The sequence below is a fragment of the Vallitaleaceae bacterium 9-2 genome (assembly GCA_038396585.1).
Taxonomy (GTDB): Bacteria; Bacillota; Clostridia; order Lachnospirales; family Vallitaleaceae; genus UBA1351.
In genome coordinates this window covers 2,549,623-2,565,582 of record CP121691.1, presented here as the reverse complement: position 1 = coordinate 2,565,582, position 15,960 = coordinate 2,549,623, and the positions used below count along the sequence as shown (strand labels likewise).

Sequence of the window (15,960 nt, the reverse complement as noted above, 5' to 3'; positions counted from 1 at the left end):
GTTTTTACGTTCCGGTGGTATAGTGTTCTTGTACTTAAAAAACAGATTTAGGGAGGAACAAAAAGTGAGAAAAAAAATATTAGCATTCGTATTGGTTTTAGTCATGATGATTGCGGTTGCAGGATGTGGACAAGATGAACAGCAAAAAACAAATGATGAAGCATCAACCCAAGATTCAGGTGGAGCAACTTCAGACAAAGATGATTCAACAACAGCGCAAACACAAGCATTAGAAGGGGCTGTTATTGTAGATGGTTCAGGAACAGTTTATCCGTTGATGGCACATATTGCTGAAGAATATATGATTAATGAACAAGAAGATGTAAGTGTACAAGTTGGACGGGCAGGTTCAAGTGCAGGATTTAAAAAATTTATTCCTGGCGAGACAGACTTTTCAGATGCGTCTCGAAAAATCAAAGATACAGAAGTTGAAGAACTTGAAGCAAATGGGTTAACTTTCGGAGACGATGTATATGAGTTTAAGCTTGCGTATGATGGCTTGACAATGGTTATTAACAAAGATAATGATTGGGCAACAGAAATGACAAAAGATGAAGTCTTAAATATGTATATCTCAGGGCACTATGCAGAAGATGATGTTGTACTTTGGTCAGATATACGTGGAGAATGGCCGGCACAAGAGATTAAATTCTATGGACCCAATGAAAACCATGGAACATATGAGTTTTTCTATGAAAACTTATTAGACGAGCAAGATATGGTTGCTACGGCAAATCTACAACAAGAATACTCAACCCTTGTTGATCTTGTATCAAATGATGTAAATGCCATTGCCTTTTTTGGATATGGATACTATGTGTCCAATACAGATAAATTATCAGCAGTGAATATAGATTTTGGGAATGGACCGGTTGAACCAGCGGTTGATACAATTGGAGAAGACCTTGCATATGCAGGATTTACCCGACCGGTATTTACCTATTTGAATGTTCAATATGCAAAAGAAAAACCTCAAGTACTTGACTTTGCAAAGTATGTCGTATCACCAGAAGGTGCAAAACGTCTAGCTGGAGAAAATGGCTTTGCACCAATGCCGGACTCAGTATATGAACAATATCAAGCGCAGTTGGATGGGATTAAATAATAGTCCACAAGTTAAGGGATTTGATGAGCATTTAGGCGAGAGAACATTCTCTCGTCTTGTCTAATGCCAAAAGGAACTTTTCTACTATTCGCTTAGGAGTGTAAAAATAAAGAATTATTAAGAGAAGAATGGAGTGTTTTGATGTCTGATATCGTTCGACCAAAAAGTATAAAAAAAGGACAATCGCGATGGGGGGACCGTTTGGTTCCAATAATTTTATTAATAATTGCATCAATTTCCATAGTAACAACCATAGGAATTGTAGTGACACTTATTGTAGATGCATCCCATTTTTTTGCGGCAGTTCCACTTCGTGAAGTTTTTAGCACAGAACTTGCTCCACTAAATGCCAAGAATCCTCGATTTGGATTCTTGCCACTGATTATGGGAACAATAGTCACTTCAGCGATTGCAATGATTGTAGCCGTTCCTGTTGGCTTATCTGCAGCTATTTATCTAAGTGAGTTTGCCTCAACAAACATGCGAAAAGTTTTAAAACCTATTATTGAATTGCTAGCGGGAATTCCAACCATTGTGTATGGTTTTTTTGCGTATTCTTTCGTGACACCATTACTGATGCGGCTAATTCCTAGCCTAGGTTCTAAAAATGCCTTGAGTCCCGGAATTGTTATGGGGATTATGATTATACCTATTGTAACATCTTTATCTGAAGATGCCATGAGTGCAGTCCCTAGTGGAATTCGAGAAGCGGCGATTGGAATGGGCTCAACACGCTTAGAGGCGGCAGTTAAGGTTATAGTACCTGCTGCTATGTCAGGAATCATAGCATCCTTTGTTCTTGCTATATCAAGGGCTATCGGCGAGACGATGATTGTAACAATTGCAAGTGGTAGTGCAAAAAACTTTACATTGGATGTAACGCAACCCATGCAGACGATGACGGCATATATCGTTGAATTTACCAGTGGTGATGCAGGGAGTGGAACAACAGGCTACTATAGTTTATATGCAGTAGGGTTGCTCTTGTTTATATTTACGTTGCTTATGAACATGTTGGCAAGATTTATTATCAAAAAATATCGAAAGGAATATTAATATGAGCGATATACAACATGGAATGCGAAAACTAGTTACAAATGAACAAATGCAAGCGCGAATGCGACGACGTGTGATGCTAGACCAGATTGCACGAAAAGCTTTCCTTTTGACGATTATCTTTGCGCTCATTGTGCTTGGGATTTTGGTATATCAAGTGGTCAGTCAAAGTATTGGGTGGCTGGATTGGGATTTTTTGACAGGAAAATTATCCATAAGGGCTGAACGAGCAGGGATAAAAAGTGTTATTATAGGAACCTTGTTGCTGATGACCGTCGTTGCACCGGTTACCTTGTTCTTGGGATTGGGAACGGCTATTTACATGGAAGAATATTCAAAAAAAGGATTTGTACGTAACCTAATTAATACCAATATTTCAAATCTGTCGGGTGTACCTTCTGTAATTTTTGGACTTTTAGGATTAACGGTATTTGGACGGTTATTGAACCTAGGCTCGAGTGTACTTGCAGGAGGCTTGACGATGTCCTTATTAGTCCTTCCTATTATTGTTGTATCCAGCCAAGAAGCTCTTCGAGCAGTTCCAAATAGTATGCGTGAGGCATCGTATGCTCTTGGAGCTACAAAATGGACAACCGTTCGCAAGGTGGTTTTACCTGCGGCGTTGCCCGGGATTATGACCGGGTCCATCTTGTCATTGTCACGTGCCATTGGTGAGACGGCACCATTAGTTGTTTTGGGGATACCGACATTGATATTAAAGACACCGACATCTATTATGGACGACTTTACTGCGTTGCCGATTCAGATTTATTATTGGACACTTGACACGGTTCTTACAAAGGAATATGCAAACCTTGCAGCAGCAACGAGTGTTGTTTTGTTATTAACTTTATTTTTTATGAATTCACTTGCGATTATTATTCGAAATAAATTCCAAAATAGATATTAAAAGATAAAAAATTTTTGGAGGAGAGACATGCGCTATACTTATAAGTTTAAAGACATGGGGATACTATATAAATTACTTATAATGATGGTACTTATTTCAATAATTCCCATCCTTGTTATCAGTAGCTATGCTACCTATGCATCAACACAAACGATTCAAAATGAAATACGATTGAATCAACAGATGTTCACAACATTGACCAATGATCGTATTCAAGATTACCTATCTGTCCGTAAAGGGGATGCAGATATCTTGGCAAATTCTCAGATTGTTGTAAAAAATCTTGAACGTTTAAATACGTTTATGCTCAATAATACAGAGATTAGTCAGATTCAAAAAGCATTTGAAGATTTTTTTTCGATTCCTATTAAACGTTATGGCTATACCGATGTTTTTGTGACCAATAAGTACGGAGAAATTGTATATAGCCATAATTATAATCCTTTGGACCTGGCACCGCTTGTGGCGATTGGAGACTATAAAGAACAGGCGATGGCAGGAAAACAGACTTGGTCGGATTTTTTTTATAATAGCTTTATTCAAGAAGACATTCTCGTATTGGCAACACCAATCTTTGAATCAGATTCAAATCCAAGGGAAGTTATAGGAACGATTAATATCGTATTAAACCAGGAGGCCATTCATCAAATTGTCGTTAAAGGGATTGAACAGTTGGGAAATAGTGCCAATGCATATATTGTGGATATGGATGGAAGTATCTTGACGAATACCGAAGATGTAGAGACGTTAGAAAAAACATCTGGGGAACATATTACGAAGTGGATTACAGATAAACAAGTAGATTATATTTATTCACAACAATATGAAAAAATGTCAGGAGAACAAGTCTATGGAACCATGCAAATTATTTCTCTTGGAAATGCACCGACAGGATTAATTGTCGAGATGGATGTCGAAGAGATTTTTGCATCGGTTACTCAAATGCTAAAACGCATCATTAGCTTTTCAATTGCTCTTTTAGCCATTGCTCTGTGTATTGCGACAGCAATAGCATTAAGTATTAGTCGCCCGATTCAAACGGTAACACGGCAGATGCATCAATTGGCGGATTTTAATTTAAACGTTGAGTTTGATCAAACCAAACAGCGATTGGATGAAATCGGGCAATTAGAACAATCCGTCATAACGATTCGAGATAATCTAAAAAAGATAATGGGAAACCTACAAGAGTTCTCAAAGGATGTACGCCATACAGCAGATGAAGTGCATCAAAATATTTACACATCATTGTTATCGTCTGAGCAAATTGTTGGAGAAGTCAACACGATTGATGAAGGGTCTTGTGTTCAAAAAGAAAATGCGGAAAATAGCTTTACAGAAATGGTTAAACTTAATACACTGATACACAATGATTCTAATCAATTGGCAACCATTGTCCAAAAAATCATAGAGGCAAACACAAGTGTTGATGAAGGGATGCGAGTGGTTGAGGAAAATACATATGTAAATATCCAAGCAAAAGATACAAGCCAACGTCTATATACCAGTATAGTGCATTCGCATAAGAGTTTTGAAAATATAGCCAAGGCGAGTAGCTTAATTACGGAGATTGCCAAACGCACAAATCTATTAAGTCTAAATGCTTCCATTGAAGCGGCAAGAGCCGGAGAACATGGTAAAGGTTTTGCGGTAGTTGCAGATGAAATCCGTCAATTGGCGGAACAATCAACGGCATATAGTCGAGATATTAATCAAATTATCGAACAATTAAGTGCAGATACCCATGCCGTGGAGCATGAGATAAAAGAGCTGCGAACAATCAATCAGCAGCAAGTAACAAGCGTCAAGAACACAAAAACAGCATATATGGATATAGAATCAGCGATAAACCATGCCAAAAATCACGTGACAACATTACATGATTCGCGGCAAAAAATTAATGCTCGTATTCAAGAAATGGAAAAAGGCGTACAAGTTCTTGTAGAGATCAGTGTAAAGAATCAAGAAGGAACAACCAGTATGTCTAAGGCGGTGCAACAGCAAAGGCAGATGCTTGAAGACATTACTCAATCAAGTATGCATTTGAATCAACTCTCTAAAGGCTTGCAAGAGATAGCCGATCAATTTGTTTTATCTTCATAGGAATACAGTAGTCTATTCAAAGAAAGTATGATACAATAAGCTCTCAATATTAAACAAATGGAGAGGATTATTATGAGTACAACACAAAAAAAGAAATTACAAAAAGCAATAATTAGCTTTGTTATAGCGATTATTGCTATTTATTTTGGCGTTGATGAGACGACCATTGCAAAGTTTATGCAACAAGATAATAATGGACAATCCCTTGACCAACAATATAGCGTTATACGGGTGGTTGATGGAGATACATTGATTATTAACATAGATAATGTGGAAGAACGTGTGCGCTTAATTGGTGTGGATACACCGGAGTCAGTTCACCCAAATGCAGAGAAGAATGTGCCCTACGGAGAAATCGCCAGTACCTTTACCAAAGAGCTGGTGGAAGGCAAAACAGTGAGCATTGAACTCGATGCTCAAGAACGCGATCGCTATGGACGTGTTCTAGCTTATGTATATTATGAAGATAAGATGCTCAATAAAACATTGCTTGAACAGGGACATGCAACACTTGCGACATATCCACCCAATGTAAAATACGTAGAAGTGTTTGAAAAACTTGAGCAAGAAGCGAAAAAAAACAAAGTAGGTATATGGGGATATAAGTAACATTGTTTTATAGTTTTTGTTGTGATAAAATAAGCATATGACAATTAACCTGTTTAAGATAGGGGGAGCATATGAGTGAGTTTATTAATAATCAACAGTATCGACAACAAGAATTAAAAAAAATCATTGGAAAGCTTCATGCAGGTGCAACAGTTGAAGAGGTAAAGCGGGAGTTTGAAGCATTAACAGATGGTATATCAGCAGTTGAGATTACGCAGATGGAACAGGCCTTAGTCAATGAAGGTCTACCTGTGGAGCAGATTCAAAAGCTTTGTGATGTCCATGCATCAGTATTTAAAGGATCCATTGAACAAATTCATGCAGAGGATGGGTTTGTCATTGAAGACTTTGATGAAGGGCATCCTATTCATACATTTAAAAAAGAAAATCGTGCGATTGAGATGCTCATTGAACAACAAGTGCTTCCGTATCTATCACGATTTACTGAAACAAATGATGAACAACATGCTGAACTGCTTCGAAGTGCCATTGATAAACTAAAAACAATTGATCGACACTATACGAGAAAAGAACAATTATTGTTTCCCTATTTAGAAAAATATAATATAACAGCACCACCTCAAGTTATGTGGGGTGTTGATGATGAGATTCGCCAACACATAAAAAATATTCAAAAACTCATGGACCATGAAGTAATGCAGCTAGCAGAACTTAATCAAGTTGTTCGTGGTGCAGTCCATCACATTCACGAGATGATATTTAAGGAAGAAGACATTCTTTTTCCTATGGCGCTTGAGACACTTCAAACATCAGAATGGCAATCGATTGAGCAAAACAGTGCGGAGATTGGTTTTACCATGCTTAACAGTGTGTCTAGATGGAGAGGACCTCAAGAAGAAGCCACTGCCACAACCAAGGATGGCAAGGATACACCCGCGCCGGTGGGACATATCCCTTTTGATGCCGGAAGTCTGAGCGCTGAAGAAATCAATGCGATCTTTAACACGCTACCTATTGACATGACATTTGTTGGAGCAGATGATAAAGTTAAGTACTTTACCCAGGGAAAAGAACGGATTTTTGATCGACCCAAAACCATTATTGGGCGTGAGGTCAAACACTGCCATCCCCCCAAAAGTGTTCATGTCGTCGAGCAGATTGTTGCGGATTTGCGCTCAGGAAAAAAAGATAATGAAGATTTTTGGATCCAAATGGGTGAAATGTATGTACTGATACGTTACTATGCAGTACGTGGTAAACAGGGAGAGTTTTTAGGCACATTAGAGGTTACACAGGACATAAAGCCGATTCAAGATATTAAAGGGGAGAAACGGCTGATGTCTTAGTCTCTTTGTGAATAAGAAGTAAGGGGTGAGAAAATGAAAATACTGATCGTTGATGACTCCATAACCGACCGATTAATTATTCAAAATATGCTAAGCGATTATGAGACTTTCGTTGCAGAAGATGGGGAAAAAGCTATGGAAATCTTATATCATCAATCAATTGATTTGATGATTTTAGATCTTAATATGCCCAAAATGAATGGATTTGAGGTATTAACAGCGCTAAAACAAAATAAAAAATTTCTTGGGGTTCGTACCATTATTTTGACCAATGCGGATGAAATTGAAAATGAAATCAAAGGGTTAAAACTTGGAGCCGTCGATTATATACGAAAGCCGCTAAATATTGAATCACTAAGGATACGCATTGATATCCACCTTCGTCTCAAAAAGGCACAAACGCTTATGGAAATGGACAATGTACGTTTAGATACCATGGTATCTGAGCGTACGAATGAACTGGTGATTACCAGAAATATAACCATTAATGCTTTGGTTGGATTGTTGGAGATACGCAATTTTGAATCAAGCAAGCATACAGCGCGAACACAGATAATGATGGGGATTTTGTGTAATCATATGAAAACACTCCCTCAATACGCCAATCTTATGACCCAAGACTGCATTGAAGAACTTGTTATGACAACACCACTCCACGATATTGGAAAAGTGGGGATTCCAGATCACATCTTGCTAAAACCCGGAAAATTAACAACTGAAGAATATGCTTTGATGAAAGAACACGTTATATATGGCGTTGATGCATTAAAGAAAGAGCTACCTGAGAAAAATGGAGTACCAACATTTATTCAAACTGCAATGGATGTCGTGGGCGCACATCATGAAAAGTTTGATGGAAGTGGATATCCTTATGGGTTAATAGGTGATAATATTCCTCTGGCAGGAAGGTTAATGGCCATTATAGATGTCTATGATGCGCTTATTAGTCGACGTGTCTATAAGGAAGCCTTTAGCCATGAGACAGCGATTGAAATGATTCAAGCAGAAGCCGGGAAACACTTTGATCCTGATCTAGTGGAAATCTTTGCAGATATTGAAGAAACATTATGGGATGCAATTAAAGATCATATGGAATGATGAGGTGGATTGATGAGGAGAGTACATGTTATCTTAAGTTTGTTTGCAATGGTGTGTTTTTTTAGTGTAAGCAGCATGGCTCTAAATAGTGAAGCCATAGTTTTTACAGAAGAAGAACAAGAATTTATTAAAACCCATCCTACGATTCGCTTGGGGATTGACCCGGAATTTATGCCTTTTGAGTATTTAGATATTAATGAAAATTATACAGGAATAACAGCAGAGTATTTGGAACTTATCAGTGAACGCACAGGCATTACTTTTGAAATCGTTGAGGGGTTAACATGGCCAGAGGCATATGATGCAGCGCTAAATAAAGAAATTGATGTTCTACCTGCATTGTCAAAAACTGTGCAGCGAGAAGAATTTTTTCTTTTTTCAAATCCATATTATAACTTTAAGCGGGTCCTTGTAACCCAATCGGATAATCAGGACATAAAAAAAATAGAGGATCTTGCAGAACATACGGTGGCAACACAAAGAAATAGTTCCCATCATAGTTATCTAATGGAACAAGGGGAGGTTAATCTTAGTCTATATGAGTCGGTTGAGACGGCTTTAACTAACGTTGCTAGTGGAAATGAAGAGGTTTATGTGGGTAATTTGGCTACAACGAATTATATTATTCATTCGAATGGATTGACCAATTTACGATATATTACTTTTGAAACAGAAAAACCATTAGGACTTCACTTGGGTATACGAAACGACTGGCCACAATTACAGTCCATCATCAATAAAGGATTGGATTCTATTAGTGAAAGCGAGCGTATTGCAATTCATGAACGTTGGATTGGCGTTGTCAATGCAGTGGACTACGGACCTTTTTTTCGAATTATCATCGGGATTGTTTTTATAGCTTTTGTAAGTCTGGGTGTTTCTTTGTTTTGGATTGTACGTTTGCGCAAAGAAGTGAAAAAGCGTGAACGGATCCAAAAAGAGCTTGAAAAGGCAAGTCAAGTAAAATCAAGTTTTATGGCAAGGATGTCTCATGAGATACGAACACCGTTAAATGCCATTATTGGCCTTTCTTATATTCTTAAAAGAAAGCAAGCAACAGCTGCGCAAAAAGTTCAATTAGACCGTATTACCCAAGCAGCAAATACAATGCTTGGCATCGTCAATGATTTGCTCGATTTTTCCAAAATCGAAGCGGGCAAGGTTGAGATTGAAAATATGCCTTTTAATATTGAGTCCGTTATTCAGAATGTTCTAAGTATCATTTCCTATCGTTTGCAAGAGACTAATGTGGAGCTTCAGCTTAACAAAAGCCCAGAGTTGCCTAATTGGTTTATTGGAGATAAGAAGAGGATTGAACAAATATTATTAAACCTTTTGAATAATTCGGCTAAGTTTACAGAAACAGGACATATCTATGTGTCTGTGGAAGTGAATAAATCAGAAGAAGATGATATGCATAAGCTTTGCTTTTATATTGAAGATACTGGGATTGGCATGACCCAGGATCAACTAAAGCATTTATTCAAACCTTTTATGCAAGCGGATGCGAGTATTAATCGACGTTTTGGAGGGACAGGGCTTGGGCTTTCCATTGTTAAAAATCTGGTGGACACGATGGATGGGACCGTCTCTGTTGAAAGTGAAGAAGATAAAGGAACGATTTTTCGGGTTGAATTACCTGTAAAAATTGATGAAGAGCGGGAAAAAGCTTATCGTGAAAACATAAAAAAAACAAATCTAAACCATTTGCATACATTAATTATCTCCAATAATGAACCGTTAAATGAACGCATTACAAGTTATCTAAAAAGCTTTGGAATGTCTTGCCAAATCATGGAAACAATAGTCGATGGGAAAATGTGGATTGAGCATAAGAATCTTTATGATTTAGTTATTTTAGATTATGATATTGATACGGAATCGGTTTTTGATTTTACAAGAAACTTAAAAAGCAATGAAAAAATCAGTAAAGTTCCTAAGATTATTATGTTATTACCAGTCATGCGTGAAGATTTATTTGAACAGATGGAAAGATACGATGTTGATATTGGTATTGGAAAACCGTTGATTCCTTCGGTACTGTTTAACGGAATTATTGATTTGTATGGACATAATTATGAAAGAACGTCTTCTCAAAGCATTACCCTAGTGGAGGAAAATACACATACCATCTTACTAATTGAAGATAATGTAACCAACCAATTGATTGCAGGCTCATTATTGGAAGAAGCCGGATATACGATTCTTATTGCAAGTAATGGAGAAGAAGGGGTTGAAACTTTTCAAAAACATAAAGATGAGACGAGTATTGTACTTATGGATTTACATATGCCTATTATGAATGGTTATGAAGCGGCAAGAGCCATACGTAGTATGTCGCCGGATGTTCCTATTGTAGCTATGACTGCAGATATGATTGAAGGGGTCAAAGAAGAATGTGAAGAGCATGGAATGCATTACTTTATTGGGAAACCTTTTGAGCCATCCCAATTAGCAAAGACTATTCATGAAATAATTAATAAGCAAGATGCAAAGAGACGTCAAGCGTCTAAGACAAGCCGTGACCTAATACAACCACAAATTCTTAATGAAAAAGAAGGTATGAAGCAACTTGGCCATAATAAGGAACTCTACCAGCAAGTACTTAATGCGTTCTATGAGGAGAACAAGCATTTTGTAGATTATTTTAACAAACTAGTGACTAGCAAGCAATATAATCAAAGCCGAGAAATGATCCATAAGATTAAAGGTAGTTTGGGAAATCTTGGCTGTCATGAAATGCATCAGTTGGCAAAAAATCTCCAATATGCATTCGAAGCCAAAGACGAAGAACAAATCCATGATTTAACGCATGCTTTTTTACCTAAAATGCGGCAATTGATGGTAGAGATTGAAGAAAATCTTTAAAGGCCTGTTCATAAGTATTGAGCTTATACTGAGGTCTTTGTACAAAGGCGTATTGAAAGGAAAGCAGCTGGCAAGGTGCGTTGTTCACTCGAATGATCTTAAGTTGATGGGTGTTTAATTCGTGTTGAATGCTGCTGAGTGGCAAAAAGCTAAATCCATTACCAGAGATAAGAGTATTTTTGATGATATTTGAGCAATTGCATGAAAATATAGGGGATAAATTATCCATGGTATTTAGTGTGGAACTTTCAATAAAGAGCTTAATGCGTTCATAGGTGCTGGAGGTTGTCTCACGCACAATTAAAGGGAGATTAGCCAGATCATTCACATCAATTGTGTCAGCCTTAAAGCTTGGGGCAGTGCATAAGACGAGTTGATCTTTAAAAAATGGAGTTGCTTGAAGTTGATGAAGCTGTTCAGGAAACATGGTGATTCCAATGTTATAGTCGTGGCTACATACTTTACTCACAACGTCATGGGATGGGTAGGTATCAATTATCATATGTGTATCTTGATAAAGCGTCTTAAAAGCATGTATTTTTGTGGCAAGATAAAAAGACCCAAAGTTTTTGCAAACAGCAATGGATAAAGTATCTTGAGCGCTAATTAGACTGTGAATAGATTCATGAAGGTCATTTTCCAAGTGAAAAATAGAGGTGGCATATTTAAAAACGACCTCTCCGATTGAGGTCAAAAGGACACCTTGAGATGTACGAGTTAAAAGAGGGTGTCCGATTTCACCTTCAAGCTTTTTTAACTGCTGGCTTAAGCCGGGTTGCGAGATATGTAACACTTTGCTCGCTTTTGAAATACTATTTAAGTTTGCGATATAGTAAAATGATTTGAGATATTCAATATTCATAAAGGCTCCTTGTCATAATAGATTGTAATATTATAATAATATATTCTTATGACAAAAACAAGGATATATGGTGTATAATAGGGATAAATGTCCTAGACTAATTTGTTAAAAAATGGTCAATGAAAATTTGAAGACAATAAAGACAATAAATAAACAAAGGAGATGTACGATGCGTAAAAAAATACTGGTAGTTGGTGGTGTTGCCGGGGGTGCTTCAGCAGCAGCTAGAGCAAGAAGAATTGATGAGACAGCAGAGATTATTATGTTTGAAAGAGGTCCACATGTGTCCTTTTCAAATTGTTCACTCCCTTATCATTTGAGCGGTGTGGTAGAAAACAGTGATTGGCTTGTCATGATGGATCCGGAATCATTTAAATCAAAATACAATATAGAAGCACGAATTCATAGTGAAGTTATTGAAATCAATCGAGATGAAAAGAAGATTGTCATAAAGAATCAATTGACAGAAGAAACTTATGAAGAAGAATATGATAAACTTGTGTTATCACCAGGAGCGAATCCTATTTTGCCACAATCCATTGAAGGTATTCATAATGAAAATGTTTTTGTGGTTCGAAATGTTGTTGATATCAAAAAATTAAAAGCCTATATCGATGCAAATGCTGTGAAAAAAGCGGTTGTAGTGGGTGGCGGCTTTATTGGTGTTGAAGTAGCGGAAAATATGCACATGGCAGGGATTCATGTTAGTTTGGTGGAAGCACTTAATCAGGTAATGGGACCTTTTGACTTTGATATGGCTCAAATCCTTCATAAAGAGATGCTAGATAAAGGGATAGATCTTATTGTGAGTGATGGGATAGAAAAAGTAGACGACCATTCAATTAGACTGCAATCCGGACGGGAAGTTGAAGCGGATTTAGTGGTTATGTCCATTGGGGTATACCCAGAAACAGCACTTGCCAAACAGGCAGGATTAGAAATCGGAGAAACTGGAGGCATCAAAGTTGATCACAATTATCTCACCAGTGATTCGGATATATATGCTGTTGGGGACGCAATCGAAGTCTACCATCAATTGACACACCGACCTACACGCCTAGCACTTGCAGGACCGGCTCAACGTCAAGCTAGAGCGGCAGCAGATCATATATTTGGAAAATCGCATACCAATAAAGGGGTTATAGGTTCTTCGGTTGTACGTGTATTTGACATGAACGCTGCATCAACAGGATTGAATGAAAAAACGGCTCAACAGGCAAACATAGCCTATGATTTTGTCTATGTGATGCCGGGAGATAAAGTTGGATTAATTCCAGATGCAAGTACGATGCATTTTAAACTGATTTTTGAATATCCGACAGGACGTATTCTTGGTGCCCAAGCGATTGGAAAAGGGAATGTCGATAAGCGTATTGACGTTATTGCAACGATGATTACCATGGGGGGAACTCTTGAGGATTTAAAAGAATTGGAATTGTGCTATTCACCATTATTTGGAACAGCAAAAGATGTCGTAAATTTTGCAGCACTTGTGGGCTTGAATATTTTAGACGGAGTTGTCAAACAAGTTCCGGTAAGTCAAGTGCGAAGTTTAGTGGAAAACAATGCAAAGATTATTGATGTTCGCGAAAAAGGTGAATATGCTTATGGGCATTTGAAAAATGCGATTAACATTCCGCTAAGTGAATTGCGTGAGCGTATCGATGAAGTACCAAAAGACCAAACCGTTTACCTACATTGCCGATCATCTCAACGAAGCTATAACGCTATCATGGCATTGCAAGGTCTTGGCTATAAAAATGTAGTCAATATTTCAGGATCATTTTTAGGAATATGCTATTATGAATATTTTCAAGATATTTCACAAAAAAGAGAACCGATTGTAACACAATATAATTTCAATTAAGGAGGGCGTAGATATGAAGTATCGAATCTTAGGTAAGACAGGATATGAGATTTCGGAAGTTTCCTTTGGGTCATGGGCAATTGGAGGAACTTGGGGAACGGTTGATGACGATACCAGTATGCGAGCGATACAAGAAGCGATTGACCAAGGGGTTAACTTTTTTGATACAGCAGATGTATATGGTGATGGTCGCAGTGAACGTTTGCTTGGAAAACTGGCGAATAGCCACAAAGACAAGATTTATATTGCGACCAAAGCAGGACGACGTTTAGATCCGCATATCGCATCCGGATATTCGATACAAAATATTCGTCAATTTTTAGAACGTAGTTTGAAGAACCTTGATGTTGAACGGGTGGACTTGCTTCAGTTGCATTGTCCTCCCTCTCAAGTATATGAAAATGAAGAGTTATTCTATGGCCTTGATGGACTGGTCAAAGAAGGAAAAATTGCACATTACGGAGTCAGTGTTGAAAAGGTGTCAGAGGCCTTAAGAGCAATGGACTATGAACATCTTGCTACAGTACAAATCATATATAATATGTTCCGATTGAAACCGGAAGAAACTTTTTTTGAAAAAGCGCGCCTTAATGATGTAGGTGTTATTGCACGCGTTCCTTTAGCTAGTGGGATGCTTACTGGAAAGATGACGGCGCAGACTACGTTTGAAAAAGATGATCATCGTTTCTTTAATCGTCAAGGGGAAGCATTTGACAAAGGAGAAACCTTTTCCGGTGTTCCTTATGAAGTAGGTCTTGAAGCGGTTGAACAGTTAAAAAGAATTCAGCCGGAACATATTTCAATGGCACAGTTTGCATTGAAGTGGATTCTAATGAATCCGGATGTAAGTTGTGTTATTCCTGGAGGAAAAACGGTAGAGCAGGTACGCCAAAATACAAATAGTTCAAAAATTGAAGCGCTCTCAGATGATGTGATGATGGAAGTGCGTAAAGTATATGATACGTTGATACGTCCCCATGTCCATCACTTGTGGTAAGGCAAAAGATAAAAACGTGAATAATTAATTTAAAGACTAAATGCTTGTGATAATCAAATGCATTTAGTCTTTTTAACGCTTTTTTTGAATATTGATTGGTTAATTTCAAAAAAGATGCTAAAATAAGTGTGGATGATATTATTTGAGAACGAATAGAAAAGGAACGTTGGAAAGGAAGTCGTATGTTTAAACAGAAAATTGCTATAGATCTTGGAACAACCAATACATTAGTATATGACTCAAAAAAAGGATTAGTCTATAATGAACCGACAGTAATTGCAATCGATCGAAAAACTAAGCGCTGTTTGACAGCGGGACATGAAGCAAAAGATATGGTGGGAAGGACAACCGATAATATTGAAGCGATACATCCGCTTTCACAAGGAGTGATCTCGGACTTTGATTCAGCCCAAAAATTGATTGAATTCTTATTAAAAAAAATAGGGATAAGCCGAAAGTCAAAGCCTCGAATGATTATATGTGCACCTAGTGGTGGTTCAGAAGTTGAAAAAAAAGCGGTAGAAGATGTTGCCTACCATTCAGGTGCAGGAAAAGTCACAGTTGTTGATGAGCCTATTGCAGCAGCAATAGGAAGTGGACTAAGTATAGGCGAACCGGTGGGGCGCATGCTTGTTGATATTGGCGGAGGAACGACAGATGTTGCAGTGATTTCTCTTGGAGGAATTGTCTTAAGTACCTCACTTAAGGTGGCAGGTAATGATTTTGATGAAGCGATGATCCGATATATTCGCAACAGCTATAACCTTCTTATTGGAGATAAAACGGCAGAACGATTAAAAGTTTCGATAGGTGCATTATTTACGGATGAAGATAATAGTAAGATAACCATTACCGGAAGAGATTTGGTTTCTGGGCTACCAAAAAGCATAGAAATCTCTCGAAATGAGACTGTACCGGTATTTAAAGTTGTTGCTAGTCAGATATTGGATGCCATTTTAGGCGTCCTTGAAAAAACGCCTGGAGAGCTGGCGGCAGATATATCGTTAGATGGAATTATGCTTACAGGTGGTGGAAGCATGTTATTAGGAATGGATAGGTTTATACATGAAAAAACAGGCGTGGACATTGTCAAGGCAAAAGAACCTTTGGCGAGTGTGGGTCTTGGACTGGATATTATTGCAAAACAAGGGATAAAATAGAAAATAGCTTAAGGAAGG

12 protein-coding genes are annotated in these 15,960 nt (G+C 37.7%); 11 read left to right on the top strand and 1 reads right to left on the bottom strand.

What is annotated here, in order from left to right; all coding sequences use genetic code 11:
• The first annotated feature begins 103 nt into the window (after positions 1 to 103).
• The 8 genes from QBE53_12000 (at position 104) to QBE53_11965 (ending at position 11,056) form a co-directional block, all read left to right on the top strand.
• Positions 104 to 1,105, top strand: coding sequence for a PstS family phosphate ABC transporter substrate-binding protein (locus QBE53_12000; GenBank protein ID WZL83304.1), 1,002 nt, complete (start codon positions 104 to 106; stop codon positions 1,103 to 1,105).
• A gap of 141 nt (positions 1,106 to 1,246) precedes the next feature.
• Positions 1,247 to 2,161 carry a phosphate ABC transporter permease subunit PstC gene (gene pstC, locus QBE53_11995; protein WZL80525.1) on the top strand — a complete coding sequence of 305 codons (915 nt, stop codon included), beginning with the start codon at positions 1,247 to 1,249 and terminating at the stop codon, positions 2,159 to 2,161.
• A gap of 1 nt (position 2,162) precedes the next feature.
• Positions 2,163 to 3,071, top strand: coding sequence for a phosphate ABC transporter permease PstA (pstA, locus tag QBE53_11990; protein ID WZL80524.1), 909 nt, complete (start codon positions 2,163 to 2,165; stop codon positions 3,069 to 3,071).
• 27 nt (positions 3,072 to 3,098) lie between these two features.
• Entirely contained in the window at positions 3,099 to 5,174 is a 2,076-nt protein-coding gene (locus tag QBE53_11985) for a methyl-accepting chemotaxis protein (protein WZL80523.1), read from the top strand.
• A 72-nt stretch (positions 5,175 to 5,246) separates the two neighbouring features.
• Positions 5,247 to 5,783: a thermonuclease family protein gene (locus QBE53_11980; GenBank protein ID WZL80522.1), complete on the top strand. Its 537-nt coding sequence runs from the start codon at positions 5,247 to 5,249 to the stop codon at positions 5,781 to 5,783.
• A 71-nt stretch (positions 5,784 to 5,854) separates the two neighbouring features.
• Positions 5,855 to 7,090: a DUF438 domain-containing protein gene (locus QBE53_11975; GenBank protein ID WZL80521.1), complete on the top strand. Its 1,236-nt coding sequence runs from the start codon at positions 5,855 to 5,857 to the stop codon at positions 7,088 to 7,090.
• 33 nt (positions 7,091 to 7,123) lie between these two features.
• The gene (locus QBE53_11970) at positions 7,124 to 8,188 is read left to right on the top strand and encodes a response regulator (protein ID WZL80520.1); all 1,065 of its coding nucleotides are present in this window, start codon (positions 7,124 to 7,126) and stop codon (positions 8,186 to 8,188) included.
• A 12-nt stretch (positions 8,189 to 8,200) separates the two neighbouring features.
• Positions 8,201 to 11,056, top strand: coding sequence for a transporter substrate-binding domain-containing protein (locus tag QBE53_11965; protein WZL80519.1), 2,856 nt, complete (start codon positions 8,201 to 8,203; stop codon positions 11,054 to 11,056).
• Here the strand turns inward: QBE53_11965 and QBE53_11960 are convergent.
• Positions 11,013 to 11,918 (bottom strand): LysR family transcriptional regulator, encoded by a 906-nt coding sequence (locus tag QBE53_11960; GenBank protein WZL80518.1) that lies wholly within the window; start codon positions 11,916 to 11,918, stop codon positions 11,013 to 11,015. The two genes, QBE53_11965 and QBE53_11960, sit on opposite strands and share 44 nt — an antisense overlap.
• 169 nt (positions 11,919 to 12,087) lie before the next feature.
• On the opposite strand from QBE53_11960, the gene QBE53_11955 reads away from it, so the two are divergent.
• The 3 genes from QBE53_11955 (at position 12,088) to QBE53_11945 (ending at position 15,942) form a co-directional block, all read left to right on the top strand.
• Positions 12,088 to 13,785 (top strand): FAD-dependent oxidoreductase, encoded by a 1,698-nt coding sequence (locus tag QBE53_11955; protein WZL80517.1) that lies wholly within the window; start codon positions 12,088 to 12,090, stop codon positions 13,783 to 13,785.
• Between the two features lie 13 nt (positions 13,786 to 13,798).
• Positions 13,799 to 14,782 (top strand): aldo/keto reductase, encoded by a 984-nt coding sequence (locus QBE53_11950; protein ID WZL80516.1) that lies wholly within the window; start codon positions 13,799 to 13,801, stop codon positions 14,780 to 14,782.
• A gap of 182 nt (positions 14,783 to 14,964) precedes the next feature.
• Positions 14,965 to 15,942, top strand: a complete 978-nt coding sequence (locus QBE53_11945; GenBank protein ID WZL80515.1) for a rod shape-determining protein — start codon at positions 14,965 to 14,967, stop codon at positions 15,940 to 15,942.
• The last annotated feature ends 18 nt before the right edge of the window (positions 15,943 to 15,960 follow it).

What these genes read in the sequence shown, in the direction of transcription:
- QBE53_12000 (WZL83304.1), top strand. Translation starts at nt 104, where the DNA reads ATGATGATTGCGGTTGCAGGATGTGGACAAGATGAACAGCAAAAAACA.
- pstC (WZL80525.1), top strand. Translation starts at nt 1,247, where the DNA reads ATGTCTGATATCGTTCGACCAAAAAGTATAAAAAAAGGACAATCGCGA.
- pstA (WZL80524.1), top strand. Translation starts at nt 2,163, where the DNA reads ATGAGCGATATACAACATGGAATGCGAAAACTAGTTACAAATGAACAA.
- QBE53_11985 (WZL80523.1), top strand. Translation starts at nt 3,099, where the DNA reads ATGCGCTATACTTATAAGTTTAAAGACATGGGGATACTATATAAATTA.
- QBE53_11980 (WZL80522.1), top strand. Translation starts at nt 5,247, where the DNA reads ATGAGTACAACACAAAAAAAGAAATTACAAAAAGCAATAATTAGCTTT.
- QBE53_11975 (WZL80521.1), top strand. Translation starts at nt 5,855, where the DNA reads ATGAGTGAGTTTATTAATAATCAACAGTATCGACAACAAGAATTAAAA.
- QBE53_11970 (WZL80520.1), top strand. Translation starts at nt 7,124, where the DNA reads ATGAAAATACTGATCGTTGATGACTCCATAACCGACCGATTAATTATT.
- QBE53_11965 (WZL80519.1), top strand. Translation starts at nt 8,201, where the DNA reads ATGAGGAGAGTACATGTTATCTTAAGTTTGTTTGCAATGGTGTGTTTT.
- QBE53_11960 (WZL80518.1), bottom strand. Translation starts at nt 11,918, where the DNA reads ATGAATATTGAATATCTCAAATCATTTTACTATATCGCAAACTTAAAT.
- QBE53_11955 (WZL80517.1), top strand. Translation starts at nt 12,088, where the DNA reads ATGCGTAAAAAAATACTGGTAGTTGGTGGTGTTGCCGGGGGTGCTTCA.
- QBE53_11950 (WZL80516.1), top strand. Translation starts at nt 13,799, where the DNA reads ATGAAGTATCGAATCTTAGGTAAGACAGGATATGAGATTTCGGAAGTT.
- QBE53_11945 (WZL80515.1), top strand. Translation starts at nt 14,965, where the DNA reads ATGTTTAAACAGAAAATTGCTATAGATCTTGGAACAACCAATACATTA.